Here is a 25,962-nt window from a genome sequence, read left to right as displayed (position 1 = left end):
CTGTTGGTTGACCCGGCCGCGGGTCGGGCTCAGCGGCTCGGCGTCAGGGCTCGGGGGTGTAGACCGCGACGAGCCGCACCCCGGACGGTGGCAGCTGACCCTCGTGCCGGAGGGTCACGGTGCCCTCGGCCCGGGCCGGCTGCGCCGCCGTCGTCAGGCCGCCCGAGATCTCGGTGCCCTGGTCGGCGAGGCCGTCGAGGCGCTCGGCCCCGACGGACGGGCTGCCGGTGCCGGCATACCCGTAGGTGACGAGGAACGGCCGACCCCCGGGTGTCGGGACGACGAGCTCGTCGCGCGTCGTCGCGTCGGCCACCGAGACGCGGCCCTCGAGGCGGTAGCGGTAGCCCTGACGCTCGATGACGTCGGGGAGGGCCGCCACGGGCGTGCCGGACAGGTCCTTGACCGTCGTCCGTGCGCCCATCTCGTAGACCGCGCCGGTCAGCTGGGCACCGTCGACCGCGGCCGGCTTGTTCGTCGTCGCGTCGACGAGCTGGATGCGGACGGAGGCGGCGCGGCCCACCGTGAGCTCGGACCAGCCCTGGCCCGGCTCGCCGGGGACGGTCCCCCCGGCGGGCAGGTCGCGCAGCTGCGGTCGGCCACCTGTGCACGAGCTGCCGAAGAACCCCGGGGTCCCCCGGAGACTGACGCTGACCATGTATGCCGAGGCCTTCTCGGCGGTCAGGCCCGGCAACCAGCACTCCGCGCCGACGGACACGTGCGTCGTCGTGGGCTCCCAGAGCAGCGAGAACTGCCCCTGGCCACGGTCACCGATGAAGCCGGCGACGAGGGTGTCGTCCGCGACCTCGGCCCGGTAGCGCAGGCCGTCCTTGACGACGTCGCCGGGAGCGTCGGGGACGGAGCGGAACGGCATGCCGTCGGCCCCGATCATCGGGGCGGCGCTCGACGGCGACCCGGCGGGGACGGTCGGCGCCGGTCGGCCGAGCGAGGTCACGACCCCGACGGCGAGGGCCGCGACGGTGAGCGTCGCGACCGAGCCGGCCGCCACGGCGCGGCGGCGCCTGGTCGTGCGCACCCGGCCGGCGACACCGGCCGAGAAGTCGGGGGCGGTGCCGAGGTCGGCGGCGTGCGTGGTCAGCTCGTCGCGCAGGTCGGAGAGGTTCATCGGACACGCTCCTCGTCGGAGATCGGGCTCAGGGTGGGGTCGATGCGGAGCTTGGCGAGCGCGCGGCTCGCCTGGCTCTTCACGGTGCCGACCGAGCACTGCAGGATCTCGGCGGTCTCGATCTCGGACAGGTCCTCGTAGAAGCGCAGCACGACGACGGCCCGCTGGCGCCTCGGCAGGCGAGCGAGGGCCCGCCACAGGTCGGTGCGGTCGTCCACGCGCCCGTCCTCGGTGGCGCGGTGCCCGGCCCCCGCAGCCCGCTCGGGCAGCTGGGCCGTCGCCTCCTCGCCGTTCCAGCGGCGCCGCCACCAGCTCGAGTACGTGTTGACCATGACCCGGCGGACGTACGCGTCGGGCTGGCCCTCGATGCGGCCCCACGCGAACCACGCCTTGGCGAGGGAGGTCTGCACGAGGTCCTCGGCGAGCGCGCGGTCGTGCGTGAGCAGGTATGCCGTCCGCAGCAGTCGGGTCGAACGCGTCGCCACGAAGTCGTCGAAGGAGGCTCGGTCCACGGCTCGTCCCCCTGTCAGCGGCCCGGCGGAGAGGGCGCTCGCCCCGGCCTCGGTGCCTGTCACTGTCGTCACATCCTGCAGGACCGGCTGACCCCGGAGAAAGGTTGCACGCCGCCCGCGGGTATGTGAAAACAGTCTGTGGGGCGCTTGTGCCGGTCGTGTGAGCCGCCTCCGTCGTTTCGTCGTCACGGCGCCGGTCAGGTCATACTGAGTGGCGGCCCGGGACGGTTTCTCGGGCCTGATCAGTGAATGGAGCAGGTTGTGACGCAGAGCAGGCGCGACATCCGCGCTGCCCAGCTGGCGGCCGACAAGGGCCGGGCCCAGCGCGCAGGCAATGGCAAGGGCAACGGCCGGTCCGCGGGAGGCACAGCCTTCCAGGACGGGGACGGCGAGGGCCGCACCGGCTGGAAGAAGTGGGTGCTCGGCACGCTCAAGTGGGGCTCGATCGCCGCCGCGGTGCTGCTCGTCCTCGGCGTCGTCGGCGTCGTCATCGCCTACAACCAGACCGCCATCCCGCAGCCGAACGAGCTCGCCAACAAGCAGGTCTCGATCGTCTACTACAGCGACGGCAAGACCGAGCTCGACCGCATCGCCGTCCAGGACGGCAACCGCGAGTCGGTCAAGCTCGACCGGGTCCCGAAGTTCGTCCAGGACGCGCACATCGCCGCCGAGGACCGCACGTTCTACCAGAACAACGGCATCTCGGTCGGCGGCATCCTGCGCGCCGTCAAGACGAGCGTCACCGGTGAGTCCCAGGTCGGTGGCTCCACGATCACCCAGCAGTACGTCAAGAACTACTTCCTGACCCAGGACCGCACGATCTCCCGCAAGGCCAAGGAGATCCTCATCGCCGTCAAGATCGACGGCCAGCTCTCCAAGTCCGAGATCCTCGAGAAGTACCTCAACACGATCTACTACGGCCGCGGCGCGTACGGCATCCAGAGCGCCGCCAAGGCGTACTTCGGCAAGGACGTCTCCAAGCTCACCGTCGGCGAGGGCGCCGTCCTCGCGTCGGTCATCAACGCTCCCTCCCTCTACGACCCGGCCAACGGCGACTCGGCCGAGGCCAACCTCACCAAGCGCTACGCATACGTCCTCGACGGCATGGTGCAGGAGGGCTGGCTCAGCGCGGCCGAGCGGGCCAAGTACACCGAGCTGCCGAAGATCCAGGCCTACAAGGGCAACAAGTTCTCGTCGGGCCCCAACGGCTACATCACCGCCCAGGTCAAGCGCGAGCTCGTCTCGACCGGTCTCTCGGAGCAGGACATCGACAACGGCGGTCTGCGCATCGTCACGACGATCGACAAGAAGGCCCAGACCGCGGCGATCGCCGCGATGAAGGACAACCTGCCCAAGAAGGTGCAGGGCGGCCTCGTGGCGGTCAAGCCCGGCGACGGTGCGGTCGTCGCGATGTACGGCGGCGCCGACTACGCCAAGTCGCAGTTCAACACCTCGACCCAGGCGATCATGCAGGGCGCCTCGAACTTCAAGCCCTTCGCCGTCCTCGCGGCCGTCCGCGACGGGATCTCGACGAAGACGAAGTTCGACGGTGACCAGCCCCAGGAGATCGACGGCACGAAGATCACGAACTTCGGCGAGCGCTCCTACGGCATGGTCGACATGCGCCGCATGATCGGTCGCTCGATCAACACGGCCTTCGTCAACCTCAACAACACGATCACGCCGGCGCTGACCCGGCAGGCGGCCATCGACGCCGGCATCCCGGAGCGGACCCCCGGTCTCGACGAGACGCTCACCAACGTCCTCGGCACCGCCTCGCCGCACGTCATCGACATGGCCACGGCCTACTCGACCATCGCGTCGCAGGGCGTGCGGGCCAAGCCGTACTTCGTCAAGAAGGTCACCTCGACGACCGGTGACTTCACCTACGAGGCGAAGCCGCAGACGAAGCGCGCCTTCGACAAGGACGTGACCGCCGACGTCACCGACGCCATGACCTACACCGTCAAGGACGGCGGCACCGCGACGAAGCTCCAGCGGCTCGACCGGCCGGTCGCCGGCAAGACGGGCACGTCGTCCTACGCCAAGTCGATCTGGTTCTCCGGCTTCATCCCGCAGCTGGCCGTGTCGATCGGCATGTACAAGCCCGACGCCGACGGCAACCCGCAGACGCTGACGAACGCCGAGGACACCAACCTCACGGGTGGCACGATCCCGGCCGACGTCTTCTACGACTTCATGAAGGTCGTGACGGAGAACATGGAGGTCCAGGACTTCCCGGACCGCGTCGGTGTCGGCGACGACAAGATCCCGACCCCGACGACGACGTTCACGCCGCCGCCGCAGACGACGACCCAGGCGCCGACCACGACGACGCAGGAGCCGACGACCACGGCCCCGACGACGACGCAGGTGCCGACGAAGACGAACGGCACGGGCAAGCCGCAGCCGACGACGACGACGGCGGAGCCCACGATCACGATCCCCCTGCCCGGACCGTCACCGACCTCGACGAAACCCGGCAACGGTCCATGACGCGGGCGCGAGCATCGAGTGGCGGGGTGACGGGGTGACCGCCCGGTGACCGAGAAGGTCGACGACCCCGTCGTGCGGGCGGCCTCCGAGGTCATCGGAGGCCCCCGCGGACGGTATGCCGCGGCCCGTGAGCTCCCGTGGGTGCTCACGGCCGCGCTGCTGTCCGCCCTGACGGCGGTCACCGCCGGCCTCGCGATCCTGCTGCGCGCGCCCTGCCTGCGCACCGGCTTCACGGGCGACACCCAGTTCTGGAGCGCCTGCTACGCCGACCTGCCCACCGCGTACCGCGACTCGAAGGTCAAGGCCGGCCTCGCGGCATACCTCCAGGGTGGCGACGGGGCGCCGCTCACGGGGCAGCCGCCCCTGACCGGGCTGGTGCTCACCGCCGTCGCGAGCCTCGGGCCCGACGACGGCTCGCTCAAGACGCGCGCCGCGTGGTACTTCGCGCTGTGGTCGGTGCTGCTGACCCTCCTGCTGCTCGCCATCGTGTGGCTCGTCGCGTCGTCGGCCGCGCGCCCCTTCTCGGCCGCGCACGTCGCGCTGTCGCCGGTCGTCGTCCTCGCCGGTTTCATCTCGGCCGACCTGCTCGGGGTGGCGCTCGCCAGCGCCGGCATGTGGGCGTGGTCGCGGCGCAACCCGACGCTCGCGGGCGTCCTGCTCGGACTCGCGATCGGGGCGCGGTCCTATCCCGTGCTCATCCTCGTGGCCATCGCCCTGCTCTGCGTGCGGTCCGGGCGGCTGCGCGAGATGGGTCGCGTCGTCGGCTACGCGCTGCTGACCTTCGGCGCCCTGCTGTCGGCGCTCTGGCTGCTCAACCGCGAGGCGGCGGCGTCGTCCTACCAGAGCTGGGCGTCGGCCGGGGCCGGCTACGGCTCGCCGTGGCTGCTGCCGCAGCTCGCCGGGCACCCGCTGCCCCCCGGGGCCGTCACGGCGCTCGCCGTCGTCGGCTGGCTCGTCGCCCTCGTGGCCGGTGCGGTGCTCGCGCTGTCGTCGGCCCGGCGCCCGACGATCGCCGAGGTGTCGCTCGTCATGGTCGGCCTCGTGCTCGTGACCGGCAAGTCGTTCACCGTGCAGAGCTCGCTCTGGCTGCTGCCGCTCGTCGCGTGGTGCGCCCTCCAGTGGCGTGACCACCTCCTCTGGGCGGGCGCCGAGGCGCTCAACTTCGTCGCCGTGTGGCTGACGATCGCGGCGACGACCGTGCCCGACCGGGGGCTGCCGGCGCCGTGGTACGCCTTCTTCTCGATGCTGCGCGTCGTGGCCGTGCTGTGGCTCGTGGCGGTCGTGTGGCTGCGGGCGCGCGACCGGTGGAGCCGGTCGAAGGGGGAGCCCGACGACCTCGCCGGCCCCATGAGCGGCGCCGAGGACCGGCTCATCGTCCGCTTCTCCTGAGCGGAGGCGGCGCGGTGGCGGCGCGGGTGGCGTTGCGGAGGCCCTCCGAATTCGGCGTATGCCGTCCGGCCCGGTAGTCTTGCCCAGTTCGCCGTGTGCCCGGTGGCCTGTGGATCGAACCGACCGATGTCGGTGAGGTCTGCGAGGCTGAACCCGGCTGGAAGATCAGGCCGGGCCCCAGGCTCGCGGCGGGACGAATGCAACCCTCCTGTCACGAGAGAGACTCGTGACCGCCAAGACCAGAGGAGGTGGGTTAGAAGCATGCGTCAGTACGAACTCATGGTCATCCTCGACCCGGAGACCGAAGAGCGCACCGTCGACAAGACGATGGACAAGTTCCTCACCGTCGTGAAGAACGACGGGGGCACCGTCGAGAACGTCGACATCTGGGGCCGCCGCCGTCTCGCCTACGACATCAAGAAGAAGTCCGAGGGCATCTACGTCGTCGTCAACATGACGACCGAGCCGGCCACCGCGCAGGAGCTCGACCGCCAGCTGAACCTCAGCGAGTCGGTCATGCGCACCAAGCTGCTGCGCCCCGGCGCCTGATTCAGCGACAGTCACTGAACCCGCTCGATCACCCGACGAAGGACTGAACGGAGCCCACGCATGGCAGGCGACACCGTCATCACGATCATCGGCAACCTGACCGCCGACCCCGAGCTGCGTTTCACGCCGTCCGGAGCCGCGGTCGCGAACTTCACCGTGGCCTCGACGCCGCGGCAGTTCGACCGCCAGAGCAATGAGTGGAAGGACGGCGAGACGCTGTTCATGCGCTGCTCGGTGTGGCGCGACGCGGCGGAGAACGTCGCCGAGTCGTGCCAGCGGGGCATGCGCGTGATCGTGTCCGGCCGGCTGAAGTCTCGTTCCTACGAGACCAAGGAAGGCGAGAAGCGCACCGTCGTGGAGATGGACGTCGACGAGATCGGCCCGTCCCTGCGCAGCGCCACCGCCAAGGTCAACAAGACCCAGCGCGGCGCGGGCGGTGGCGGCGGCTTCGGCGGCGGCCAGGGTCAGGGCGGCGGCTGGAGCGGTGGCTCCGGTGGCGGCCAGGCCGAGGACCCGTGGGCGACCGGCGGCTCCGCCGGTGGCCAGGCGGCCCCGGCTGCGGGCGGCCAGCAGGGCGGCGGCTGGAGCGGTGGCTCCGGTGGCGGCCAGCCGGCTGCCGGTGGCCAGCAGGGTGGTGGTTGGGGCGCAGCCCCCAGCTACGACGAGCCCCCCTTCTGATCGAGCAGGTCAGCACCGTCGTCCGGTGACCCAGCCGGACGGCATACCCCAGTAGTTCTTTAACCCATCCCGGGGCACGAAACCCCGGGCTCTCATCAAGAAGGAGAGCACCACGATGGCAAAGCCCGTTGTGCGCAAGCCCAAGAAGAAGGCCAACCCGCTGAAGGCGGCGAAGGTCGAGAACATCGACTACAAGGACACCGCGCTCCTGCGCAAGTTCATCTCCGACCGCGGCAAGATCCGCGCGCGTCGCGTGACCGGTGTGTCCGTCCAGGAGCAGCGCCTCATCGCCACGGCCGTCAAGAACGCCCGTGAGATGGCCCTGCTGCCCTACTCGAGCTCGGCTCGCTGAGCTAAGTTCGGGAACGAGGAGAACACCATGAAGCTCATTCTCACGCACGAGGTCACCGGCCTCGGTGCTGCTGGTGACATCGTCGAGGTCAAGGACGGCTACGGCCGTAACTTCCTCATGCCGCGCGGTCTCGCGACCCCGTGGACCAAGGGTGGCCAGAAGCAGGTCGACGCCCTGACCAAGGGCCGCGAGGTCCGCGAGATCAAGGACCTCGACACCGCCAAGGGTGTCAAGGGCCAGCTCGAGGCCACGTCGGTCAAGGTCCCGGCCAAGTCCGGCCAGTCCGGTCGCCTCTTCGGCGCCGTCAGCAACGGCGACATCGCTGCGGCCGTCAAGGCTGCCGGTGGCCCGGAGCTCGACAAGCGCAAGATCGAGGTCAAGCAGGCGATCAAGACGCTCGGCTCCTACGAGGCGACCGTCCGTCTGCACCCCGAGGTCGCGGCGACCCTCAAGTTCGAGGTCGTCCCCGCCTGAGGCACGCCTCTCGCACGGTCGAAGGGCCGGGACCCGGATCGCGGGTCCCGGCCTTTCGCCATGCCCAGCCGGACCCGCCCGACCCGCAGCGAACCGCCCCTGCCCGTGCCGAGCCACGCCGACGGCACGAAGCCACGGGCGTGCCGGTGGCTCGGGCCCGCGAGGGTGGCTCGGTGCTCGCCAGGTGGCGTCACGTGACGACGTCACCGGGCGGGGTCAGGTGGAGTCGCGGACGATGAGCTGGGTGTCGAGGGTCGTGACGCGGGGCGGTGACTCGCCGGCGAGCAGGCGCAGCAGCGTGTCGGCCATGACGACGCCCATCTCCTGGGCGGGCTGGGCCACGGTGGTCAGCCCGACCTTGCCGCGCGTGGCGTACTTGCTGTTGTCGAAGCCGACGATGGCCACGTCGTCGGGCACCCGCAGCCCACGCTCGTCGAGCGCGAGCAGTGCCCCGCTCGCCATCAGGTCGCTCGCGACGAAGAGCGCGTCGATGTCGGGGTACTCGTCGACGAGGGCGAGCGCGGCGCGGATGCCCCCGGCCTCGGTGAAGTCGCCGCGGGCCAGCCGGTGGTCGGACAGCCCGGCCTCGGCGAGGGCGTCGCGCCAGCCCTGCTCGCGGTCGACCGAGGCCGGCATGTCGGCCGGGCCGGTGATCGTCGCGATCGCCCGGCGTCCACGTTCGATGAGGTGCTGGGTGCCCCGGACGCCGCCGAGCCGGTTGTCGACGTCGATGTAGTAGTCCCTGTCCTTGGCCTCGCCGATCGGGCGTCCGCCGAAGACGACGGGCAGCGACCGGCTGAGGGTCGTGAGGAAGTGGTCGCCGGAGTGGTGCGAGACGACGATGGCGCCGTCGACGTTGCCGCCGAGCAGGTAGCGCTTCGTCTTCTCCGACGGCGAGCTCGGGTGCGTCAGCTGGAGGTTGAGCACGTAGTCGCTGTCGTCGAGCCGGTCGCTGATGCCCTGGACGACGTCGGCGAAGTACGGGTCGCCGAAGAAGCGGTGCGTGTCCTCGGGCACGACGAGGGCGATCGACATCGTCGCGCGCGCGACGAGGGAGCGGGCGGCCCGGTTGGGCACGTAGTCGAGCTCGGCGATGGCCTTCTCGACGACGGCGAGCACGTCCGGGCTGACGCGGGGCGAGCCGTTGATGACGCGCGAGACCGTGGCACGGGACACGCCGGCCACCCGGGCGACCTCCTCGAGGGTGGGTCGCCCGACGGGGTGGGCCAGTGTCCCGTCGCTCATGGTGTCGATTCTCCTGCGGGTTCGTCGCCGCCTCCGTCCGCGTCCAGATCGGCCCACGGAGCGGGCAGCCGGCGCGTCGAGATGGTGCGGGCGTAGTCGAGGGCGCTCGCCTTGGGAGTGCGCACCTGGGTGTCGTAGTCGACTCGGACGATACCGAAGCGCTTGGCGTAGCCCCACGCCCATTCGAAGTTGTCGAGCAGCGACCAGTAGAAGTAGCCGCGCACGGGGACCCCCGCGTCGACGGCGTCGAGGATCGCGCCGAGGTGCGCGCGGACGTATGCCGTCCGGCCGCGGTCGTCGACGAAGCCCTCCTCGTCGGGGGCGTCGTCGAAGGCGGCGCCGTTCTCCGTCACGTGCAGGGCGACCCCGGCCGGGCCGGCATACTCCTCGTGGAGGCGGACGAGCAGCCGGGTCAGTCCCTCGGGCTGGATCTCCCAGTCCATCGCGGTGACGGGCAGGCCGCGCGGGTGGCGGTGGGCGTCGTCGGCGGCGGGGAACGGCGACCGGGTGAACCGGCCTCCGTTGACGCTGTCGGCGAGCGCGGCGGGGGGCGCCTCGTGCCCGATGGCCTCGCCGTTGTAGTAGTTCACGCCGAGCACGTCGATGGGCGTGGAGATCACGTCGAGGTCGCCGTCCATGATGTGGTCGGTCAGTCCCAGGTGACGGACGTCCTCGAGCAGGTCGGCCGGGTACTCGCCGCGGAAGATCGGGTCGAGGAAGACGCGGTTCATCTGGGCGTCCACGCGTCGCGCGGCGTCGACGTCGCGCGGGTCGGACGGGTCGAGCGGGTCGGCGACGGTGAAGTTGAGCGTCAGCCCGAGCTCGAGGGCGGCGTCGCGGGCGCGCAGCTCCTGCACGACCCGGCCGTGGCCGAGCATGAGGTGGTGCGCAGCGGCGAGGCCGTCGGCGGGCGAGGTGCGGCCCGGCGCATGCATGCCGGCGGTGTAGCCGAGGAAGGCCGAGCAGAACGGCTCGTTGAGGGTCGTCCACGTGCGCACGCGGTCACCGAGCCGGTCGTGCACGGCGAGGGCGTAGTCGACGAAGCGGTCGACGGTCTCGCGCGACGTCCACCCGCCGCGGTCCTCGAGGGCCTGCGGCAGGTCCCAGTGGTAGAGCGTCAGCCACGGCGCGATGCCCGACCCGAGGAGCGAGTCGACGAGCCGCTCGTAGAAGTCGAGCCCCTTGGCGTTCACCGGACCGCCGTCGGGGCAGACCCGTCCCCACGACGTCGAGAAGCGGTAGGACTGCAGGCCGAGCGAGGCCATGAGGGCCACGTCGTCGGCGTACCGGTGGTAGTGCTCGCAGGCGACGTCACCGGTGTCACCGTCGACGACGGCACCCGGCGTGTGCGAGAAGGTGTCCCAGATCGAGTCGGTGCGGCCGTCCTCGTGACGGGCGCCCTCGATCTGGTAGGCCGCGGTGGCAGCGCCGAGGATGAAGTCCTGGGGCACCGGGCGCCCTTGCGCGACAACGAGACCCGTGGTCGGGGTCGGGATCGGGAGTGGCTGGTGGGTGCGCGTCTGGGCGGTCATCCCTTGACTGCTCCTTGCATGATGCCGGAGACGAGCTGCCTCCCGGCGAAGACGAACAGGACGATGAGCGGCAGTGCCATGAGCACGACGCCGTTGAGCACGAGCGAGTAGTCGACGAAGTAGGCGGCCTGCAGCTGCTGCAGTGCGACGGGCAGCGTCGGGTTGCCGGGGTCGAGGATGATGAACGGCCAGAAGAAGTTCGTCCACGTCGCGATGAAGGTGAAGAGGCCGAGCATCGCCGCACCCGGGCGGGCGGCGGGCAGTGCGATGGACCAGAAGGTGCGCAGCGTCGAGGCGCCGTCGACGCGCGAGGCCTCGATGAGCTCGTCGGGCAGCGCCTCCTGGAGGTACTGGGTCATCCAGAAGACGCCGAACGCGCTGACGGCGCTGGGCAGGATGACGGCCCACAGGCTGCCGATCCACCCGAGCTTGCTCATGACGATGAAGAGCGGCACGATCCCGAGCTGCGTCGGCACGGCCATCGTCGCGATGACGAAGACGAGCAGCCCGTTGCGCCCGCGGAAGCGCAGCTTGGCGAAGGCGAAGCCGGCCATCGCCGAGAAGAGCACGACGAGCACGGCCACCGTCGAGCTGACGAGGATGCTGTTGCCGAGGGCCTTCCAGAAGGGGATCGTCGTGACGACCGTGCTGGCGTTCTGGAGGAAGTGCCCGCCGGGGACGAAGGAGAACGGGTCCTGCACGATGGAAGCGGAGTCCTTGCTGCCGATGACGTAGGACCACCAGAGCGGGAACGCCGAGCCGACGAGGACGATCGCGAGGAAGACGTATGCCGTCGGGCTGGCCTGGGTGCGGCGCACGAGGCGGGTGCCACGGCGCGGCTTGACCGCGGGTCCGGGGGTCAGGGTCGGGGCGGTCATCGCTGTCCCTTCGAGGCGATCCGGCGCGTGACGAGGAAGTTGACGACCGCGAAGACGATGACGATGAGGAAGAGCATCCACGCCACGGCGGCCGCGCGGCCGAAGTTCTTCTGCGTCCAGCCGAGCTGGTAGAGGTAGAGGGTCAGCGTCTGCCACTGCCGGTCGGCGCCGCCGAGGCCGTACTGGTCGTACATCCGCGGCTCGTCGAAGATCTGCAGGCCGCCGATCGTCGAGGTGATGACGACGAAGATGATCGTCGCGCGCAGCTGCGGGATGGTGATCGAGAAGAAGGTGCGGACGCGGCCGGCGCCGTCGATCATCGCGGCCTCGTAGTAGTCGCGGGGGACGGCCTGCATGGCGGCGAGGAAGATCAGGGCGTTGTAGCCGGTCCACCGGAAGTTGACCATCGTCGCGATGGCGACGTGGCTCGGCAGGACCTCCTTGTGCCACTGGATCGGGTCGATGCCGACGAGGCCGAGCAGGTGGTTGACGAGCCCGAACTTGTCGCCGAAGAGGTCGCTGAAGATGAGGGCGACGGCGACGGGGGCGACGACGTAGGGCAGCAGCACCCCCATCCGCCAGAAGGTGCGGGCGCGCAGCCCGCTGTCGAGGGCGGCCGCGATGAGCAGCGCCGCGATGACCTGCGGCACGCTCGAGAGCAGGAAGATGCTGACGGTGTTCTTCAGCGCGTTCCAGAAGTAGGGCTGCGCGAGGACGTCGGCGTAGTTCTTGAGGCCGACGAAGTCGCCCTGGCCACCGATGAGGCTCCACTTGTGGAGCGAGACCCACGCCGTGTAGAGCAGCGGGAAGAGCCCGACGACGCCGAAGAGGATGAAGAACGGCGAGACGTACGCGTAGGGCGCGCCCTTCTCGTCGAGCCTCGTCAGGCGGCGGCGCCACCCCGACCGGGGCTGCAGCGGCGAGCGGCTCACGAAGCCGGGTGCATCGCCGGGGGCGGGCCCGGTCGCCCGGGCAGGGGTCTGGACGGTCATGGTCTTCCGATCGTCGGGTGGACGGCCCGGTGCGGGGAGGGGAGGTGCTCCGGGCCGTCCACGGCCGGCTGGTGGGTCAGGTCAGCCGAGGGCCTTGACGTCGCCGACCCACTTGTCCCAGGACTCCTGCGGGGAGGTGCCCTGCTCGACGCGGGTCAGAGCCTGCTGCATCGCGTCGTTGATCGCGAAGTAGTGGGTGCCCTTGTACGGCGTGATGGTGACGGCCTTGGCGCGGTCGGCGAAGATCTGGCCGGTCGGCGCGTTGTTGAAGGAGGCGACCGTGAACGAGAGCAGGTCCTGGCTCTCGAGGGCCTGCTTCTGGCTCGGGAAGGCGCCGACCTTCTTGAAGGCCTTGATCTGCTGCTCGGGCGCGGTCAGCCACGCGGCGAGCTCCTGGGCCTCCTTCGGGTGGGCGCTCTGCTTCGGCACGGTCAGGTACGAACCGCCCCAGTTGCCGCCGCCACCGGGGAAGGTGTTGGCGACGTCCCAGCCCTTGACGCCCTTGGCGTTGCCCTCGATGACGCCGACCATCCAGCCGGGGCAGAGCATCGTGGCGAAGCCGTTCTTCTGGTAGCTCGCGGTCCAGTCGTCGCCCCACTGCTGGAGCTTGGCCGAGAGCCCGTCGGTGATGCCGGCCTGGATGACCTGGTCGTAGATCTTCTTGACGGCGGCGTTGTCGGTCGCGGTGATCGCGTCGTCGCTCGGGTTCTCGTAGGCGGCCTCGAGCTGGTTGACCATGCCCTGGTACGTGGCACCGATGCTGTCGAAGTAGGGGACCTTCGACTTGGCCTTGAACTGCTTGCCGGCGGCGAAGTAGCTCTCCCACGTGTTGCCGAAGAGCTTGGCGACCGACTCGCGGTCGCTCGGCAGGCCGGCGGCCTTGAAGAGGTCGCTGCGGTAGCAGATGGCCTCGGGACCGGAGTCCGTGCCGTAGCCGATGAGGTGACCCTCGGCGTCGGTGGCGGCCTTGGCCTTCCAGTCGAGCCAGCGGCCCTGGACGTCCGCGGAGTTGAGGTCGTTGAACTTGTCGGAGTACTGGAGCATCTCCGGGAGCCAGTCGACCTCGACAGCCTCGACGTCGGCCATGCCGCTGCCGGCCGAGAGGCGGGTGAAGAAGTTGTCGCGGGCCTCGTTGGACGTCGCGGCCTTCTTGTGGGTGACCTTGATGTTCGGGTGCGACTTCTCGAACTCGGGGATGAGCTCCTCGTAGCCGAACTGGTTGAAGGTGGCGAGCGTCAGGGTGACCGGTCCACCACCTCCGGTGCTGCCGGCCTGCGTGGAGGGGCTGTCGCCACCCGAAGCCGAGCTGCAGGCCGAGAGGGCCAGCAGTCCGACGGTGAGGGTGGCGAGTACGGCGTGGCGAGAGCGCACGGAGGGCGCGCCGATCCGGGTGGAACGGGATGTCATGGAGAGCTCCTTTGGTCTCATCCCCAGTGTGGGTGTGGGAGCGCTCTCCGTGCGTGAGACGTGGCCGTGAGAGCGCTCTCACGAGGAGAATGGGGGTGCCGGCACCCATCGGTCAAGGGCCGTGACCATTCCGTGACCTGATCGCCGCTAGCGTGGAGGTCCAGACGCCGGCGTGGGCCCGGCGCCAATGGGAGGCTTCCGTGACCGTCTACGACCTCGTCGCGATCGGTCGCGTGGGCGTCGACCTCTACCCCCTCCAGCACGGCGTCACGCTCGACGAGGTGCGCACCTTCGAGAAGTTCCTCGGGGGCAGCGCGGCCAACGTCACGGTCGCCGCGGCTCGCCACGGCCGGCGCGCGGCACTCGTCAGCGCCACGGCCGACGACGCCTTCGGACGCTTCGTCCACCGCGAGCTGCTCCAGCTCGGCGTCGACGACGCGTACGTCCAGACCATCACCGGTGGGCCGCCCACCCCGGTCACCTTCTGCGAGGTGTTCCCGCCGGACCACTTCCCGATCTGGTTCTATCGCTACCCGATCGCGCCGGACCTGCTCATCACCGCGGAATCGCTTCCCCTGCAAGCGATCCGAGAGGCCCGGGTCTACTGGTCAACCGTGACCGGACTGAGTCAGGAGCCGAGCCGCGCGGCGCACCACGCCGCCTGGGAGGAGCGAGGCCGGGCGCCGCTCACCGTCCTCGACCTCGACTACCGGCCCGTCTTCTGGAGCGATCCGGACGAGGCCCGCAGGCAGGTGCGCGACGCCGTCGGTCACGCGACGGTCGCCGTCGGCAACCTCGAGGAGTGCGAGATCGCCACGGGAGAGACCGACCCCGAGCGTGCCGCCCGGGCGCTGCTCGCGGCGGGCGTCGAGCTCGCCGTCGTCAAGCAGGGTCCGCGTGGCGTGCTCGCCATGACGCCGTCCGAGCAGGTGAGCGTCGGGGCCTTCCCCGTCCGGGTCGTCAACGGCCTCGGCGCGGGGGACGCCTTCGGCGGCGCGCTCGTGCACGGCCTGCTCGAGGGGTGGGACCTCGAGCGGACCCTCCACTTCGCCAACGTCGCGGGCGCCCTCGTCGCCGGCCGGCTCGGCTGCTCGACGGCGATGCCGACGACGGCCGAGGTGCAGGCGCTGCTGTCGGACGTCGAGGTCGCCGACGGGGCGATGTGAGGCGACGCGCGGGTGCCCGGATACGAGAAAACCCGCCCCCGCTGGTCACGTCGCCGAACTCGACCAGCGGGGGCGGGTGCCCTTGACCCGGTGATCCGACAGGGGGAGGAGATCACCGAGTCGCACAGGAGCAACTCACGAGATCGACTATGGACGCCGGACCTTAAAGAACGCTGGGAAACCCGTAGCAGTTCGCCCTGACTGCGCCCACGTGTCGGTCAGGGACGTGCGGGAGCGGGCGAGACGGCATACGACATCCGTCGTGGTGGGTCAGCCGGGGACGGGGCTCGACGCGCCCGGCCGGCCCGTCGCCGAGCGGAACGCCCGTGGCGAGGTCCCGTGCTCGCGCTTGAAGGCGGCGCTGAAGGCGAACGCGTTCGCGTAGCCGACGGCGTGCGCGACCTGCTCGACGCTGAGGCTGCCCGTGCGGAGCAGGTCGGCGGCACGGGCCAGTCGCCAGTGGGTGAGGTAGGCCATCGGCGACTGGCCGACGAGCTCGGTGAACCGGCGCGAGAGGGTCGCCCGCGAGACGTGGACGTGGGCGGCGAGGGCGTCGAGGGTCCAGGCGTGGCCGGGCTCGTCCTGCATCGCGCCGAGCGCACGGCCGACGAGCGGGTCGGAGCCCGCGCTCCACCACGACGGAGCCGAGCTCTCGGCGCGCGAGAACCACTGGCGGACGGCGCCGATGAGCACGAGGTCGACGAGGCGGTCGAGCACGACGTCCTGGCCCGGGAGGTCGCGCTGCACCTCGCGCGCGAGCAGTCCCGAGAGCGTCGGGTCGCCCTCGTCGGCCGGGACGACCGCCACGTCGGGCAGGGCGTCGAGCAGGCGACCCGTGAGCTGGCTCGCGAGCTCCCACGACGCCGTGAGGAAGGTCGTGTCTCCCGGCACGTCACCCGCGTTACCCCACGTGCGCGTCCCGAGGCCGAGCGACACGGCGAGGTGCTCGCCCGTCAGGGACCGGCAGACGTTGCCGGGCTCGATGACGACGGTGGGCTCGGTCGCGGCGTCGTCGGCGAACACCCACGGGTGGGTGCCCTTGACGAGGGCGAGGTCGCCGGCGTCGAGCCGGATCGGACTGCCGTGGGTCGGGACGAGCCGGGCGCTGCCGGAGACCATGACGACGAGCCCCAGCGCGGCCTCGTCCTCGATGCGCAGGGACCACGGCGCTCGCATCTCGCACCGGAGCAGCGAGGCGCCCCGAGCCCGGTGGCCGTCCATGACGGTGCTCAGGGTGTCCATCGCCCCACGGTACGCCGGTGAGACGATCACAGAGGTTGATGAGCCGGATACGCATTCACCTGCTCACGTGAGCGCGGTCTCATGGAGACATGGACACCACCCTGATGCGCACCGTCACCCTCGCGACCGCCCTCGGCACCGGCGTGCTCGGAGGCGTCTTCGTCGGCTTCTCGACCTTCGTCATGCCGGCTCTCGACCGGCTGGCGGCCGGTGACGCCGTGCGCGCCATGCAGGCCGTCAACGTCACCGCCCCGCGCGGGCTCGCCGTGCCCCTCGTCGTCTCGGGTCTCGGGTCGCTCGCCGTCGGCGGCTGGGCGCTCGCCCGCTCGAGCGGCAGCGCCCGGGCCCTGCTCGTCGCCGGGGCGCTCACCGGGGTCGTCGCCCTCGGGGTCACCGCCGCCTACCACGTGCCACGCAACGACGCGCTCGATCGCGTCGACGCCGGCTCGTCCGCGGCGGCCGCGGCATGGCAGGGGTATGCGCCCGGCTGGGTCGCGATGAACCACGTGCGGGCGGCGCTGTCGCTCGCGTCCGCCGGCCTCCTCGTCGCCGGCGCCGTCCGGGGCGGCTGAGGGTCAGCGGGCGCCGACGACCATCCAGTCGTCGCGCCGGGCCCGCCAGCCCAGGCCCATGCCACGGATCACCATGAACCCCGTGAACGCGGCCCAGAGCACGACGACGTCGCGGGTCGGGGAGCCGCTGGGTCCCGCGGAGCGCACCGCGAGGATGAGCGGGAGGTAGGCGACGAACGTGACGACCATGCCCCAGGCGAGCCACCGGCCGTCGCCCGCGCCGATGAGCACGCCGTCGAGGACGAAGACGTAGCCGGCCACCGCCTGACCGAGCCCGACGACGACGAGGGCCGCACCGAGCGCCTCCTGCACGGCGGGGTCGGGGGTGAAGAGCGGCGGCACGACCGAGTGGAGCCCGGCGATGACGAGTCCGAGGGCCAGCCCACCCCACACCCCCCAGCGGATCATCGTGCCCATGGCGTCGCGAACCGCCGTCCGGTCGCCGGCGCCCAGAGCGCGACCGGTGATGGCCTGGGCCGCGATCGCCAGGGCGTCGAGCGCGAAGGCGAGGAACGACCAGATCGTCATCGCGACCTGGTGGGCCGCGAGGGTCACGTCACCGAGCGAGGCCGCGACCCACGTCGTGACGATGAGGATCGCGCGCAGTGCGACGGTGCGCACGAGCAGGGGTATGCCGGTGCGTGCGGCCGCGAGGACGCGCGCCGGGTGCGGGCGGAGCCGGGCCTGACGGGCCCGTGCCTTGACGAGCAGCACGGTGACGAGGGCGACACCCATGCCGGTCTGGGCGATGACGGTGCCCCACGCGGACCCGGCGATGCCCCAGTGCAACCCGTAGACGAAGACGAGGTTGAGCACGATGTTGGCGCCGAAGCCGACGACCGAGGCGACGAGGGGGGTCGTCGTGTCCTGGAGGCCGCGGAGCACGCCGGTCACGGCGAGGATGACGAGCATCGCGGGGATGCCGAGGGCGGAGATGCGCAGGTAGGTCGTCGCCTGCTCGAGGACGGCGGGGGAGGCGCCGAAGGCGGCGCTGATCGGGCCGGCCCAGACCGCGACGCAGGCCGCCGTGACGGCGCCGAGACCGAGGGCCAGCCAGAACCCGTCGATGCCGGCGCTGACCGCGGAGCGCTCGTCGCCGGCGCCGAGGTGACGCGCGACGACGCTCGTCGTGCCGTAGGCGAGGAAGACGAAGATCCCGGCCGCCGTCACGAGAGAGGCGCTCGCGACCCCGAGCCCGGCGAGCTCGGCGGTGCCGAGGTGGCCGATGATCGCCGAGTCCGCGAGGAGGAAGAGCGGCTCGGCGATGAGCGCGAGGAACGCCGGGACCGCCAGGCGGACGATCTCGCGGCGGTGGTTCGTGGGCAGCGGCGAGGTGGGGCTCACGGGTGGCTCACGTCAGCGGCCCGAGGTGCTTGAGGGCCTCGCGTCGCGAGAGGCCGGACAGGTCCGGGTGGGCGGCGACGAACGAGCGCACCCACTGCGGGTCGACGCGGGCATGGTCACGCAGCGCCCAGCCGATCGCCTTGCGGCTGAAGAAGTCCGGGTCGTCGACGTTGGGCTCGATGACGTCGGTGAGCAGCGACTGGTCGAGGCGGTCACGTGCGCCGATCTGGCAGATGATCGCCGAACGGCGCACCCACAGCGAGTCCGACCCGGCCCAGTCGCGCATCCGCAGGCCCTCGACCGCCGGGTGCGCGAGCACCGTGTCGCGGACGAGGTGCGTCGCGATGTCGTCGACGACGTCCCACCATGATCCGGCGCGGATCAGGCTCTCCCACAGCGGCATCGCGTCGCTGTCGACCCACGCGCGGTAGGCGCGGTGTCGCGCGAGGGCGATGGCGGCATACCACTGCTCCCGGTGGGTGGCGCCGTCCCAGAGGGCCCGGATCGTCGCCTCCCACTGCTCGCGCGACTCCATGGCGAGGCCGGGATCGCGGAGCAGGGGAGCGAGGGCGGCCTTGAGCTGGGGTGACGTGAGGCCGAGGTACGGCATCGCCGACTTCATGTAGCGCTGCTGGCCGGCAGCCCGCTCCGGGTCGGCCCGGGCGGCGAGAGCGGCCCGCACCTCCGACACGAGGTCGGGGTGCGGGCCGATCGTCATGCGCCAACCGTAGTCGGCGCCGCCGACGGGCCCGTCAGCGCTCGAGCACCGAGACGTCGAGAGCGGGGTCGACGACGAGGTGTGCCGGACGGTTGGGTCACGCTCGCCGTCAGGCCGGCCGGACGGCCCGCCCGAGGTAGCCGAAGACCCACGGCCGCATCAGCTTCGGCATCGGAGCGTAGGCGCGGTCGATGTCCTTGATGACGAGACCCGACTGCTCGACGAGCCGGTCGATGGGGCGGGTCAGGTGGCACCCGTCGAAGACCCGCTTCTGCACCGGTTCGATGACGCGCTGCCAGCGCTGGATGCCCTCCTCCGGGGCGATGCCGTGCTCGAGGAAGTGGAGTGCGGCGCCGGGTCGCAGGACGCGCCGGACCTCGGCGAGGGCGCGGTGGACGTCGGGGATCGTGCACAGCGTGAACGTCGAGAGGACCGCGTCGGCGCTCGCGTCCGGCAGGCTGAGCCACTGTCCGTCGAGGTCGCCGCGGTCGATGGGGATCGGGCTGCCCGCGCGGCGCTGCGCGCCCAGCTCCCACGCGACGTCGGACGGCTCGACGGCGACGATGCGCGTCACGGCAGCGGGGTACAGCCCGATGTTGAGCCCGCTGCCGAAGCCGAGCTCGACGACCTCCCCGTGGAGCCCCTCGCAGGCCCGGGCCCGGAGTGCGCGGACCTTCTCGTCCTCGCCGCCGCCGGCGGCGACGAGGCGCGGCGTGACCTGGGTCGCCCAGATTCCCATGCGGCCAGCCTAGGGCGGGACTCAGCCGGCGCGCAGGGTGATGACCGGGATCTCCGGCGGCGCGAGGACGCGAACGGGTGGACCCCAGGCGCCGGCGCCACGGCTCGTCAGGACCGGCACGTCGCCGACCGCCCCGAGACCGTCGATGACCGGCTGCTGGAGCAGGACGGCATACCGGAACGGCCACAGCTGGCCGCCGTGGGTGTGCCCGGAGAGCTGGAGGTCGACGGCCTTGCCCCGGGCCGACTCGGCGGCCTTGGGCTGGTGCGCGGCGAGCATCGTGAACGTCGAGGCGGGGACGCCCGAGAGGGCCCGGTCGATGTTGGGTGCGTCGGGGCCCCGGCCGGTCTCGTCGTGGATGCCGGCCATCCGGATGGTCGCGGAGCCCTGTGTCAGCGTGACGTTCTCGTTGCGCAGGACGTCGATGCCGAGGGTCTCCCAGTGGTCCATCCACGCGTCGGCCTCCTGCGAGATGAACTCGTGGTTGCCGCTCACGGCGAAGACCCCGAGCGGGGCCTCGAGGTCGGCGAGCGGGGCGAGCGCGTCGGACACCTGGCTCACCTTGCCGTCGATGAGGTCGCCCCCGAGCACGACGACGTCGGGACGCTGCGCGTTGACCTGGTCGACGACGCGGCGGGTGAAGGAGGCGTCACGGATCGGGCCGACGTGGAGGTCGGTGACGAGCGCGACGCGCAGGCCGTCGAACTCGGCCGGGAGCTCGGCGTCAGTGACCGTGACCGGAGTGACCGTCGGTTCGGACGCCTCGTGGAGGCCGTATGCCGTCGTGCCGAGTGCCAGGGCGACGACGAGCGGGGTGCCCACCCGCAGCACCGAGCGCCGGGCCTGTGGGCGACGCGCGAGTCTCGTTGCGAGAGCGAGGATCCCGAGCACGACGGCGAGCAGGAGGTACCACGCCAGCGCGAGCCACGTCATGCCCGCCCAGGCGAGCCATCGGGTGCCGCGCGGGTCGATGACGCCGCTCTGGACGGCGAAGGCGCACAGGGTCGCGGCCCAGCCGAGCGTGAGCACGACGGCGACGGCGCGCCGGGCCCCCGTGGGCCAGCCGGGCGCCACGGCGAGGCGACGGTGGAGGACGAAGGTGAGCAGCGCGAGGAGCGCCGCGACGACGGCGACGAAGAACGACAAGGAGGTCAGCCGGCGCGGTTCAGGCGGGGGTGCCGAAACGGACCGCGTTGCGCTCGCGCGCCTTCTGGCGCTCGATCTCGCGGTCCTTGGGCGGAGCGGTCGTCGTCAGGTGCTCGAGCAGGTGGGCCGTCGCGTGGGCGACCGCCTCGACCGCCTCGTCGAACGCCTCCTGGTTGGCCTGGCTGGGCTTGGTGCTCCCGCTGACCTTGCGGACGTACTGCAGCGCGGCGGCACGGACCTCGTCGCTCGTCGCGGGCGGCTCGAAGTTGTGGAGCTGTCGGATGTTGCGGCACATACCTCGACTGTAGGCCGACTCGGCACCGGCCGGGTTGCAGCAACCTGCAGACGCCGCGCGCCTCGCGGTCGTCGGCCGTTCGATGGAGGCACGGGACACCTCCCGAGCGTCGCCCGTCGCCGGGAGGCGCACGACACGGGGCCCCGACCGACCGGTCGTGGCCCGCCCACTCGCAACCCAGGAGTACTCATGCGCAACGCACGCCGCTACATGATCGGTCTCGCTGTCGCCGCCTTCGCCGTCGTCGGCCTTGTCGGTGCCCCCGGGGCCCAGGCGGTCGACGGCCCGCAGCAGATGTGCGCCGGCAAGTCCTTCTGCTGACGCGCTGATGCGCCGTCGCTGACGCGTGGGCCTCGGGCCCCGCGGTCCACGACGGCCGGCCCCGGGAACCGCTGGTTCCCGGGGCCGCTTGCTGCCGCCGCCGACCCGGCGGGCCGCGCGCCGGGGCCGAGGTGATCGGTAGGCCCACGGCGGTGCCGGGATCACCTCGGAGCGACGACGGGTGCGCACGGACGTGAACATTTCCCGACCAGGGGGTTGCCAAAGTGAGAGTTAGTAAACTTTACTAACTCTCGTGACCACCGCACTGCCGCGAGCCCGCCGCGTCTCCCCCCGCACCGCCGTGCTGCCTGCCCACGGCCGGCGGCACAACCTCTCGCTCGTGCTCCAGATGCTCTACTCCGTCGGCGCGATGAGCCGCGCCGACCTCGCCCGTCGCCTCGGGATGAGCAAGGTGACCGTCTCCGACCTCGTCTCCGAGCTCATGGACAGCGGCCACGCCGTCGAGCTCGGACCCTCCGAGGTCGTGCGCCCCGGCAAGCCCGGCACCCTCGTCGACGTCAACCGCACCGGGCTGCAGGCCATCGGCGTCGACCTCGCCGCCCACGAGGTGCTCCGCGCCGCGGTGCTCGACCTCGACGGCAACATCCTCGTCCGCGCCGAGCGCCCGATCGGCGACGACTCCGGCCAGGCCGTCGTCGACACCGTGCTCGACCTCGTCCACGAGGTCATCGGTGCCGCCACTGCGCCGCTGCTCGGGATCGGCGTCGGCACGCCGGGCATCGTCGGGCCCGGCGGCGTCGTCGACACGGCCCCCAACCTCGGCTGGAACGACGTGCCGCTGCGCGACATCGTCGCCGACGCGACCGGCCTGCCCGTCTTCGTCGTCAACGACGCCGACGCCGCCGTCCACGCCGACTACACGCTCGGCGACGGCGGCGACGACCTCGTCCTCGTCAAGATCGGCCGCGGTGTCGGTGGCGGCCTCATCGTCGGCGGCCAGCGCGTGCGTGGTGCACACTTCGCCTCGGGCGAGATCGGCCACGTCACCGTCGGCACCGACGGCGGTGCCATGTGTCGCTGCGGCAAGGTCGGCTGCCTCGAGACGTGGATCTCGGCCCCCAACCTCGAGCGGGCGCTCGCCTCGGCACCCGCCGACGACCCGCAGGAGCCGCTGCGCGAGGCCGGCGAGCGGCTCGGGATCGCCCTCGCCCCCGTCGTCGCGGCCCTCGACCTCTCGGAGGTCGTCCTCAGCGGACCCGAGCACCTCCTCGGCGGGGTCCTGCGCGACGCCGTCGAGGAGACCCTCCGGGCCCGCCTCCTCGCTCGCACCACGACCGACCTCACGGTGCGCCTCGCGCACCGCTCCGACGACATCGTCCTGCGCGGCGCCGCCGTCCTCGTCCTCTGGGACCAGCTCGGGGTCGCCTGACCCCGCCGTCCACCCCGACCCGGCCGGACGGCATACGCCCTCGGTCCACGACAGCGCACCACCCCCTCGAACTCCCCTCCACAGGGACACCCCTCCACTCGCGTCCAGCGAACAACCGGTCCGCACCGCGGCCCTTCGAAAGGAAGACAAGGAATGAAGAAGACCCTGGGTCTGGCCGTGGCCACGACCACCGCGGCGCTCGTCCTCACCGCGTGCGGTGGGGGTGCCACCGGCTCGACGACCGACCCGTCCGCGGGAGCGTCGGGCAACGCCGGCAAGACGATCACCCTCTGGCTGGCGGGCACCGACACCCCGAAGGAGCTGCGCACCTACCTGCAGGACACCTTCAAGACGAAGACCGGCGCCACCCTCAAGATCGAGGAGCAGAGCTGGGGCGACCTCGTCACCAAGCTGACGACGTCGCTGCCCGACCCGAAGAACACGCCCGACGTCACCGAGATCGGCAACACGCAGAGCCCGACCTTCACCAACGTCGGCGCCTTCAGCGACGTGTCGGACCTGTACCAGGAGCTCGGCGGCAGCAAGCTGCTCCAGTCGTTCGTCGACGTCGGCTCGGTCGACGGCAAGCAGTACGCCCTGCCCTACTACTTCGGCTCGCGCTACATGTTCGCGCGCAAGGACCTCTGGCAGGAGGCCGGTGTCGCCGCGCCGAAGACCCTCGACGAGTTCAACGCCGCCGTCACGACGATCACGACGAAGAACCCCCGCAACATCAAGAACTTCTCGGGCTTCTTCCTCGGTGGCCAGGACTGGCGCAACGGCATCTCGTGGATCTTCGCCAACGGCGGCGAGCTCGCGAAGCAGGAGAACGGCCAGTGGGTCTCGACCCTCGCCGACCCCAACACGGTCAAGGGCCTGACCCAGCTGCAGGACCTCTACAAGAACGCGTCGAAGGCCCCGGCCGACGCCAAGGACCAGACCCCCTGGCTCTACGTCAACGACGCCGACGAGATCCTCGACGAGTCCGGCAACGTCACCGGCAAGACGTCCCTCGCCGCCGCGACGATCATGGCGCCGGGCTGGGCGCACTGGTCCATCGGCGACCTCGTCGAGAAGGACGGCAAGAAGGTCCGCGAGTGGAACGACAAGAAGTTCAGCGCCTTCGTCCTGCCCGGCAACGACGGCAAGCCCGCGCCGGTCTTCGCCGGCGGCTCGAACATCGCCATCTCCAAGGCCAGCCAGAACCAGGCCCTGTCCAAGGAGCTGCTCAAGATCATCTTCTCCGCCGACTACCAGAAGAAGCTCGGCGGCGCCGGCCTCGGCCCGGCCAACACCGACTACGTCAGCTCGCTCGGCGACGACCAGTTCGCCAAGGCGCTCATCGACTCCGCGACGAACTCCAAGCTGACGCCGGCCGCCCCGGGCTGGGCCACCGTCGAGTCGAAGATGGTCATGGAGGAGTTCTTCTCCAAGATCCGGGACGCCTCGGACCTCACGGCCCTGGCCACGGAATACGACGCGAAGATCACGCCGCTGCTCAACCTCAAGTGACCTGACCCTCGCGTGAACCACGTCCGGCGGTCGGGTGCCCACCCACCCGACCGCCGGCCGTCACGTTCGAAAGGCCCGCCCATGACCTCCACGGCGACCGCTCCCCCCGAGACCGCCCCCGCGCCCGAGCCCACGGCTCCCGCCCGCCCGGCCCGACGGCATACGCCCGCCTGGCTCGTGCTCCCCTCGCTCGTCCTGCTCGTCGCCGCGCTCGGCTACCCCGTCGGGTGGCAGATCGTCACGAGCTTCCAGCACTTCGGGATGATGCAGCAGTTCGGCCAGCCGCCCGAGTGGGTGGGCCTCGCGAACTACGCGTCGCTCGTGACCGACCCCGAGCTGTGGGTGATCGTCGGGCGCTCCCTCGTCTTCTGCCTCGTGTGCGCCCTGTCGACGGTGGCGATCGGCCTCGGCCTCGCCCTGCTCATGGGCGCGGTCAGCCGCGCTGGCCGCCTCGTGCTCCAGGTCGCGCTCCTGCTCGCCTGGGCCATGCCCGTCGTCGCCTCGATGACCGTGTGGACGTGGATCGTCAACTGGCGCAACGGCCTGCTCAACTGGGCGCTCGAGCGCCTCGGCGTCGACGCCCAGGGCCACAACTGGCTCGTCGAGCCGCTCTCGTTCCTCGTCGTCGCGGCCGTCATCGTCGTGTGGATGAGCGTGCCCTTCGTCGCCCTGTCGATCTACGCCGGCCTGACCCAGCTCTCCCCGGAGGTGCTCGAGGCGGCCGAGATCGACGGAGCCGGAGGCTGGAAACGCCTGCGCCACATCATCCTTCCCCTCGTCGCGCCGGTCATCTCGATCGTCCTGCTGCTCCAGCTCATCTGGGACCTGCGGGTCTTCACGCAGATCAAGCTGCTCCAGGACGCCGGCGGCGTGGCCAACGAGACCCACCTGCTCGGCACGTACATCTACCAGCTCGGCACGGGCGCAGGCGACTTCGGGATGGCCAGCGCCGTCTCGATCCTCATGCTCCTGCTCACCGTCGCCGTCAGCTGGTACTACGTCCGCTCGCTCATGAAGGAGGAGTCGTGAGCCGCATCCTCGGCCCCGCCAGCTCCCGTCGCTCGACCCGGCGCGCGGTCCTCACCGTCGTCGCCGTCCTCCTCGCCCTCGTCTGGGCGTTCCCCGTCTACTGGATGATCAACTCGGCCTTCCTCGACAAGGTGACCCTCCAGTCGAGCACCCCGACCTTCCTGCCCTTCGGCGGCTCTTTCGACAACTTCGCGACCGTGTTCGGGGACGCGGGTTTCATTCGAGCACTGGGGATCTCGCTCGCCGTCACCCTCGTCACCGTGGCAGCAGCGATCGTCATCGCCTTCCTCGGGGCGCTCGCGATCAGCCGCTTCCGCTTCCGCGGCCGGCGCTCGTTCATCCTCGCCCTGCTCCTCATCCAGATGCTGCCGGCCGAGGGCCTCTTCATCGCGCAGTACAAGATGATGAGCTCGGTCGGGCTGCTCAACAACGTGCTCGGTCTCGCGCTGCTCTACACCGCGGCCGTCGTGCCATTCACCGTGTGGATGCTGCGCGGCTTCGTGGCCGGCGTGCCGGTCGAGCTCGAGGAGGCGGCCATGGTCGACGGCCTCTCGCGCACCAAGGCGTTCCTGCGGATCACGTTCCCGCTGCTGGCTCCCGGGCTCGTCGCGTCGGGCGTCTACGCCTTCCTCCAGGCGTGGAACGAGTTCACCGTCGCGCTGGTCGTCATGACGGAGGAGCAGTCACGCACCCTGCCGCTGTGGCTGCGCGGCTTCGTCCAGGCGAGCGCGACCCGCGAGACCGACTGGGGCCAGGTCATGGCCGCCTCGACCGTCGTCGCCGTGCCCGTCATCATCTTCTTCCTCGTCGTCCAGGGACGCATGAGCAACGGCCTCGTCGGCGGGGCGGTGAAGGGCTGAC

General features: G+C 71.1%; 26 protein-coding genes. 13 read left to right on the top strand and 13 right to left on the bottom strand.

The window, feature by feature from the left end; all coding sequences use genetic code 11:
- Positions 1-43: 43 nt before the first annotated feature.
- Together ACSSS0_RS10515 and ACSSS0_RS10510 are read right to left on the bottom strand one after the other, a co-directional pair.
- Positions 44-1,123 (bottom strand): hypothetical protein, encoded by a 1,080-nt coding sequence (locus ACSSS0_RS10515; RefSeq protein ID WP_487231111.1) that lies wholly within the window; start codon positions 1,121-1,123, stop codon positions 44-46.
- On the bottom strand, positions 1,120-1,635 hold the full coding sequence (locus ACSSS0_RS10510) for a SigE family RNA polymerase sigma factor (RefSeq protein ID WP_487231110.1): 516 nt from the start codon (positions 1,633-1,635) through the stop codon (positions 1,120-1,122). The genes ACSSS0_RS10515 and ACSSS0_RS10510 overlap by 4 nt, the downstream gene beginning before the upstream one ends.
- Before the next feature lie 261 nt (positions 1,636-1,896).
- Between ACSSS0_RS10510 and ACSSS0_RS10505 the strand changes: the two genes are divergently transcribed.
- The 6 genes from ACSSS0_RS10505 (at position 1,897) to rplI (ending at position 7,573) form a co-directional block, all read left to right on the top strand.
- Positions 1,897-4,131 (top strand): transglycosylase domain-containing protein, encoded by a 2,235-nt coding sequence (locus ACSSS0_RS10505; RefSeq protein ID WP_487231109.1) that lies wholly within the window; start codon positions 1,897-1,899, stop codon positions 4,129-4,131.
- A 45-nt stretch (positions 4,132-4,176) separates the two neighbouring features.
- Positions 4,177-5,520: a glycosyltransferase 87 family protein gene (locus ACSSS0_RS10500; protein ID WP_435984036.1), complete on the top strand. Its 1,344-nt coding sequence runs from the start codon at positions 4,177-4,179 to the stop codon at positions 5,518-5,520.
- A gap of 261 nt (positions 5,521-5,781) precedes the next feature.
- Complete coding sequence (gene rpsF, locus ACSSS0_RS10495) at positions 5,782-6,069, top strand: 30S ribosomal protein S6 (protein WP_028785248.1); 288 nt, start codon at positions 5,782-5,784, stop codon at positions 6,067-6,069.
- A 60-nt stretch (positions 6,070-6,129) separates the two neighbouring features.
- Positions 6,130-6,747: a single-stranded DNA-binding protein gene (locus ACSSS0_RS10490; protein WP_487231108.1), complete on the top strand. Its 618-nt coding sequence runs from the start codon at positions 6,130-6,132 to the stop codon at positions 6,745-6,747.
- Between the two features lie 115 nt (positions 6,748-6,862).
- Positions 6,863-7,099 carry a 30S ribosomal protein S18 gene (gene rpsR / locus ACSSS0_RS10485; RefSeq protein ID WP_013494395.1) on the top strand — a complete coding sequence of 79 codons (237 nt, stop codon included), beginning with the start codon at positions 6,863-6,865 and terminating at the stop codon, positions 7,097-7,099.
- A gap of 27 nt (positions 7,100-7,126) precedes the next feature.
- The gene (gene rplI, locus ACSSS0_RS10480; protein WP_435984038.1) at positions 7,127-7,573 is read left to right on the top strand and encodes a 50S ribosomal protein L9; all 447 of its coding nucleotides are present in this window, start codon (positions 7,127-7,129) and stop codon (positions 7,571-7,573) included.
- A gap of 216 nt (positions 7,574-7,789) precedes the next feature.
- Here rplI and ACSSS0_RS10475 read toward each other — a convergent pair whose 3' ends face one another.
- From ACSSS0_RS10475 to ACSSS0_RS10455, 5 genes are all read right to left on the bottom strand, one after another.
- Positions 7,790-8,818, bottom strand: a complete 1,029-nt coding sequence (locus ACSSS0_RS10475; RefSeq protein ID WP_487231107.1) for a LacI family DNA-binding transcriptional regulator — start codon at positions 8,816-8,818, stop codon at positions 7,790-7,792.
- The gene (locus ACSSS0_RS10470; protein ID WP_487231106.1) at positions 8,815-10,350 is read right to left on the bottom strand and encodes a GH1 family beta-glucosidase; all 1,536 of its coding nucleotides are present in this window, start codon (positions 10,348-10,350) and stop codon (positions 8,815-8,817) included. Before ACSSS0_RS10470 ends, ACSSS0_RS10475 begins: the two co-directional genes overlap by 4 nt.
- A complete protein-coding gene (locus ACSSS0_RS10465; protein ID WP_487231105.1) occupies positions 10,347-11,228 on the bottom strand; it encodes a carbohydrate ABC transporter permease in 882 nt (293 codons plus the stop codon). Before ACSSS0_RS10465 ends, ACSSS0_RS10470 begins: the two co-directional genes overlap by 4 nt.
- Positions 11,225-12,220: a carbohydrate ABC transporter permease gene (locus ACSSS0_RS10460; RefSeq protein ID WP_435984042.1), complete on the bottom strand. Its 996-nt coding sequence runs from the start codon at positions 12,218-12,220 to the stop codon at positions 11,225-11,227. The genes ACSSS0_RS10465 and ACSSS0_RS10460 overlap by 4 nt, the downstream gene beginning before the upstream one ends.
- Before the next feature lie 81 nt (positions 12,221-12,301).
- The gene (locus ACSSS0_RS10455; RefSeq protein ID WP_487231104.1) at positions 12,302-13,627 is read right to left on the bottom strand and encodes an ABC transporter substrate-binding protein; all 1,326 of its coding nucleotides are present in this window, start codon (positions 13,625-13,627) and stop codon (positions 12,302-12,304) included.
- Positions 13,628-13,827: 200 nt separating this feature from the next.
- On the opposite strand from ACSSS0_RS10455, the gene iolC reads away from it, so the two are divergent.
- Entirely contained in the window at positions 13,828-14,793 is a 966-nt protein-coding gene (iolC, locus tag ACSSS0_RS10450; protein WP_487231103.1) for a 5-dehydro-2-deoxygluconokinase, read from the top strand.
- A gap of 270 nt (positions 14,794-15,063) precedes the next feature.
- On the opposite strand, the gene ACSSS0_RS10445 is transcribed toward iolC, so the two are convergent.
- Complete coding sequence (locus ACSSS0_RS10445; RefSeq protein WP_487231102.1) at positions 15,064-16,035, bottom strand: AraC family transcriptional regulator; 972 nt, start codon at positions 16,033-16,035, stop codon at positions 15,064-15,066.
- Positions 16,036-16,124: 89 nt separating this feature from the next.
- On the opposite strand from ACSSS0_RS10445, the gene ACSSS0_RS10440 reads away from it, so the two are divergent.
- On the top strand, positions 16,125-16,607 hold the full coding sequence (locus ACSSS0_RS10440; protein WP_435984046.1) for an anthrone oxygenase family protein: 483 nt from the start codon (positions 16,125-16,127) through the stop codon (positions 16,605-16,607).
- Between the two features lie 3 nt (positions 16,608-16,610).
- On the opposite strand, the gene ACSSS0_RS10435 is transcribed toward ACSSS0_RS10440, so the two are convergent.
- The 5 genes from ACSSS0_RS10435 to ACSSS0_RS10415 form a co-directional block, all read right to left on the bottom strand.
- Complete coding sequence (locus ACSSS0_RS10435) at positions 16,611-17,951, bottom strand: MATE family efflux transporter (RefSeq protein WP_487231101.1); 1,341 nt, start codon at positions 17,949-17,951, stop codon at positions 16,611-16,613.
- Between the two features lie 7 nt (positions 17,952-17,958).
- Positions 17,959-18,669, bottom strand: coding sequence for a DNA alkylation repair protein (locus ACSSS0_RS10430; RefSeq protein WP_487231100.1), 711 nt, complete (start codon positions 18,667-18,669; stop codon positions 17,959-17,961).
- A gap of 109 nt (positions 18,670-18,778) precedes the next feature.
- Positions 18,779-19,408, bottom strand: coding sequence for a class I SAM-dependent methyltransferase (locus ACSSS0_RS10425; RefSeq protein WP_487231099.1), 630 nt, complete (start codon positions 19,406-19,408; stop codon positions 18,779-18,781).
- Positions 19,409-19,429: 21 nt separating this feature from the next.
- The gene (locus ACSSS0_RS10420; protein ID WP_487231098.1) at positions 19,430-20,554 is read right to left on the bottom strand and encodes a metallophosphoesterase; all 1,125 of its coding nucleotides are present in this window, start codon (positions 20,552-20,554) and stop codon (positions 19,430-19,432) included.
- 19 nt (positions 20,555-20,573) lie between these two features.
- Positions 20,574-20,849 (bottom strand): DUF2277 domain-containing protein, encoded by a 276-nt coding sequence (locus ACSSS0_RS10415; RefSeq protein ID WP_020141684.1) that lies wholly within the window; start codon positions 20,847-20,849, stop codon positions 20,574-20,576.
- 189 nt (positions 20,850-21,038) lie between these two features.
- Here ACSSS0_RS10415 and ACSSS0_RS10410 point away from each other — a divergent pair, with 189 nt between their 5' ends.
- The 5 genes from ACSSS0_RS10410 to ACSSS0_RS10390 all read left to right on the top strand — a co-directional run bounded on the left by ACSSS0_RS10410 (position 21,039) and on the right by ACSSS0_RS10390 (position 25,961).
- Complete coding sequence (locus ACSSS0_RS10410) at positions 21,039-21,170, top strand: hypothetical protein (protein WP_435984051.1); 132 nt, start codon at positions 21,039-21,041, stop codon at positions 21,168-21,170.
- A gap of 253 nt (positions 21,171-21,423) precedes the next feature.
- Positions 21,424-22,560 carry an ROK family transcriptional regulator gene (locus ACSSS0_RS10405; protein ID WP_487231097.1) on the top strand — a complete coding sequence of 379 codons (1,137 nt, stop codon included), beginning with the start codon at positions 21,424-21,426 and terminating at the stop codon, positions 22,558-22,560.
- A gap of 153 nt (positions 22,561-22,713) precedes the next feature.
- Positions 22,714-24,072, top strand: a complete 1,359-nt coding sequence (locus ACSSS0_RS10400) for an extracellular solute-binding protein (RefSeq protein WP_487231096.1) — start codon at positions 22,714-22,716, stop codon at positions 24,070-24,072.
- Between the two features lie 81 nt (positions 24,073-24,153).
- Positions 24,154-25,101 (top strand): carbohydrate ABC transporter permease, encoded by a 948-nt coding sequence (locus ACSSS0_RS10395; protein ID WP_487231095.1) that lies wholly within the window; start codon positions 24,154-24,156, stop codon positions 25,099-25,101.
- A complete protein-coding gene (locus ACSSS0_RS10390; protein WP_435984055.1) occupies positions 25,098-25,961 on the top strand; it encodes a carbohydrate ABC transporter permease in 864 nt (287 codons plus the stop codon). Before ACSSS0_RS10395 ends, ACSSS0_RS10390 begins: the two co-directional genes overlap by 4 nt.
- Position 25,962 lies beyond the last annotated feature (1 nt).

Source organism: Terrabacter sp. R4-6 (genome assembly GCF_057529065.1).
The sequence above is the reverse complement of the archived record's forward strand: the minus strand, read 5'-3'. Positions and strand labels throughout refer to the sequence as shown.

Bases quoted from the DNA above. Each gene is read 5' to 3' on its own strand.
- ACSSS0_RS10455 (WP_487231104.1), bottom strand. From the start codon at position 13,627: ATGACATCCCGTTCCACCCGGATCGGCGCGCCCTCCGTGCGCTCTCGC.
- rpsF (WP_028785248.1), top strand. From the start codon at position 5,782: ATGCGTCAGTACGAACTCATGGTCATCCTCGACCCGGAGACCGAAGAG.
- ACSSS0_RS10490 (WP_487231108.1), top strand. From the start codon at position 6,130: ATGGCAGGCGACACCGTCATCACGATCATCGGCAACCTGACCGCCGAC.
- ACSSS0_RS10410 (WP_435984051.1), top strand. From the start codon at position 21,039: ATGCGCAACGCACGCCGCTACATGATCGGTCTCGCTGTCGCCGCCTTC.
- ACSSS0_RS10515 (WP_487231111.1), bottom strand. From the start codon at position 1,123: ATGAACCTCTCCGACCTGCGCGACGAGCTGACCACGCACGCCGCCGAC.
- ACSSS0_RS10460 (WP_435984042.1), bottom strand. From the start codon at position 12,220: ATGACCGTCCAGACCCCTGCCCGGGCGACCGGGCCCGCCCCCGGCGAT.
- ACSSS0_RS10475 (WP_487231107.1), bottom strand. From the start codon at position 8,818: ATGAGCGACGGGACACTGGCCCACCCCGTCGGGCGACCCACCCTCGAG.
- rplI (WP_435984038.1), top strand. From the start codon at position 7,127: ATGAAGCTCATTCTCACGCACGAGGTCACCGGCCTCGGTGCTGCTGGT.
- ACSSS0_RS10415 (WP_020141684.1), bottom strand. From the start codon at position 20,849: ATGTGCCGCAACATCCGACAGCTCCACAACTTCGAGCCGCCCGCGACG.
- rpsR (WP_013494395.1), top strand. From the start codon at position 6,863: ATGGCAAAGCCCGTTGTGCGCAAGCCCAAGAAGAAGGCCAACCCGCTG.
- ACSSS0_RS10465 (WP_487231105.1), bottom strand. From the start codon at position 11,228: ATGACCGCCCCGACCCTGACCCCCGGACCCGCGGTCAAGCCGCGCCGT.
- ACSSS0_RS10400 (WP_487231096.1), top strand. From the start codon at position 22,714: ATGAAGAAGACCCTGGGTCTGGCCGTGGCCACGACCACCGCGGCGCTC.
- ACSSS0_RS10445 (WP_487231102.1), bottom strand. From the start codon at position 16,035: ATGGACACCCTGAGCACCGTCATGGACGGCCACCGGGCTCGGGGCGCC.
- ACSSS0_RS10430 (WP_487231100.1), bottom strand. From the start codon at position 18,669: ATGACGATCGGCCCGCACCCCGACCTCGTGTCGGAGGTGCGGGCCGCT.
- ACSSS0_RS10395 (WP_487231095.1), top strand. From the start codon at position 24,154: ATGACCTCCACGGCGACCGCTCCCCCCGAGACCGCCCCCGCGCCCGAG.
- ACSSS0_RS10440 (WP_435984046.1), top strand. From the start codon at position 16,125: ATGGACACCACCCTGATGCGCACCGTCACCCTCGCGACCGCCCTCGGC.
- ACSSS0_RS10470 (WP_487231106.1), bottom strand. From the start codon at position 10,350: ATGACCGCCCAGACGCGCACCCACCAGCCACTCCCGATCCCGACCCCG.
- ACSSS0_RS10425 (WP_487231099.1), bottom strand. From the start codon at position 19,408: ATGGGAATCTGGGCGACCCAGGTCACGCCGCGCCTCGTCGCCGCCGGC.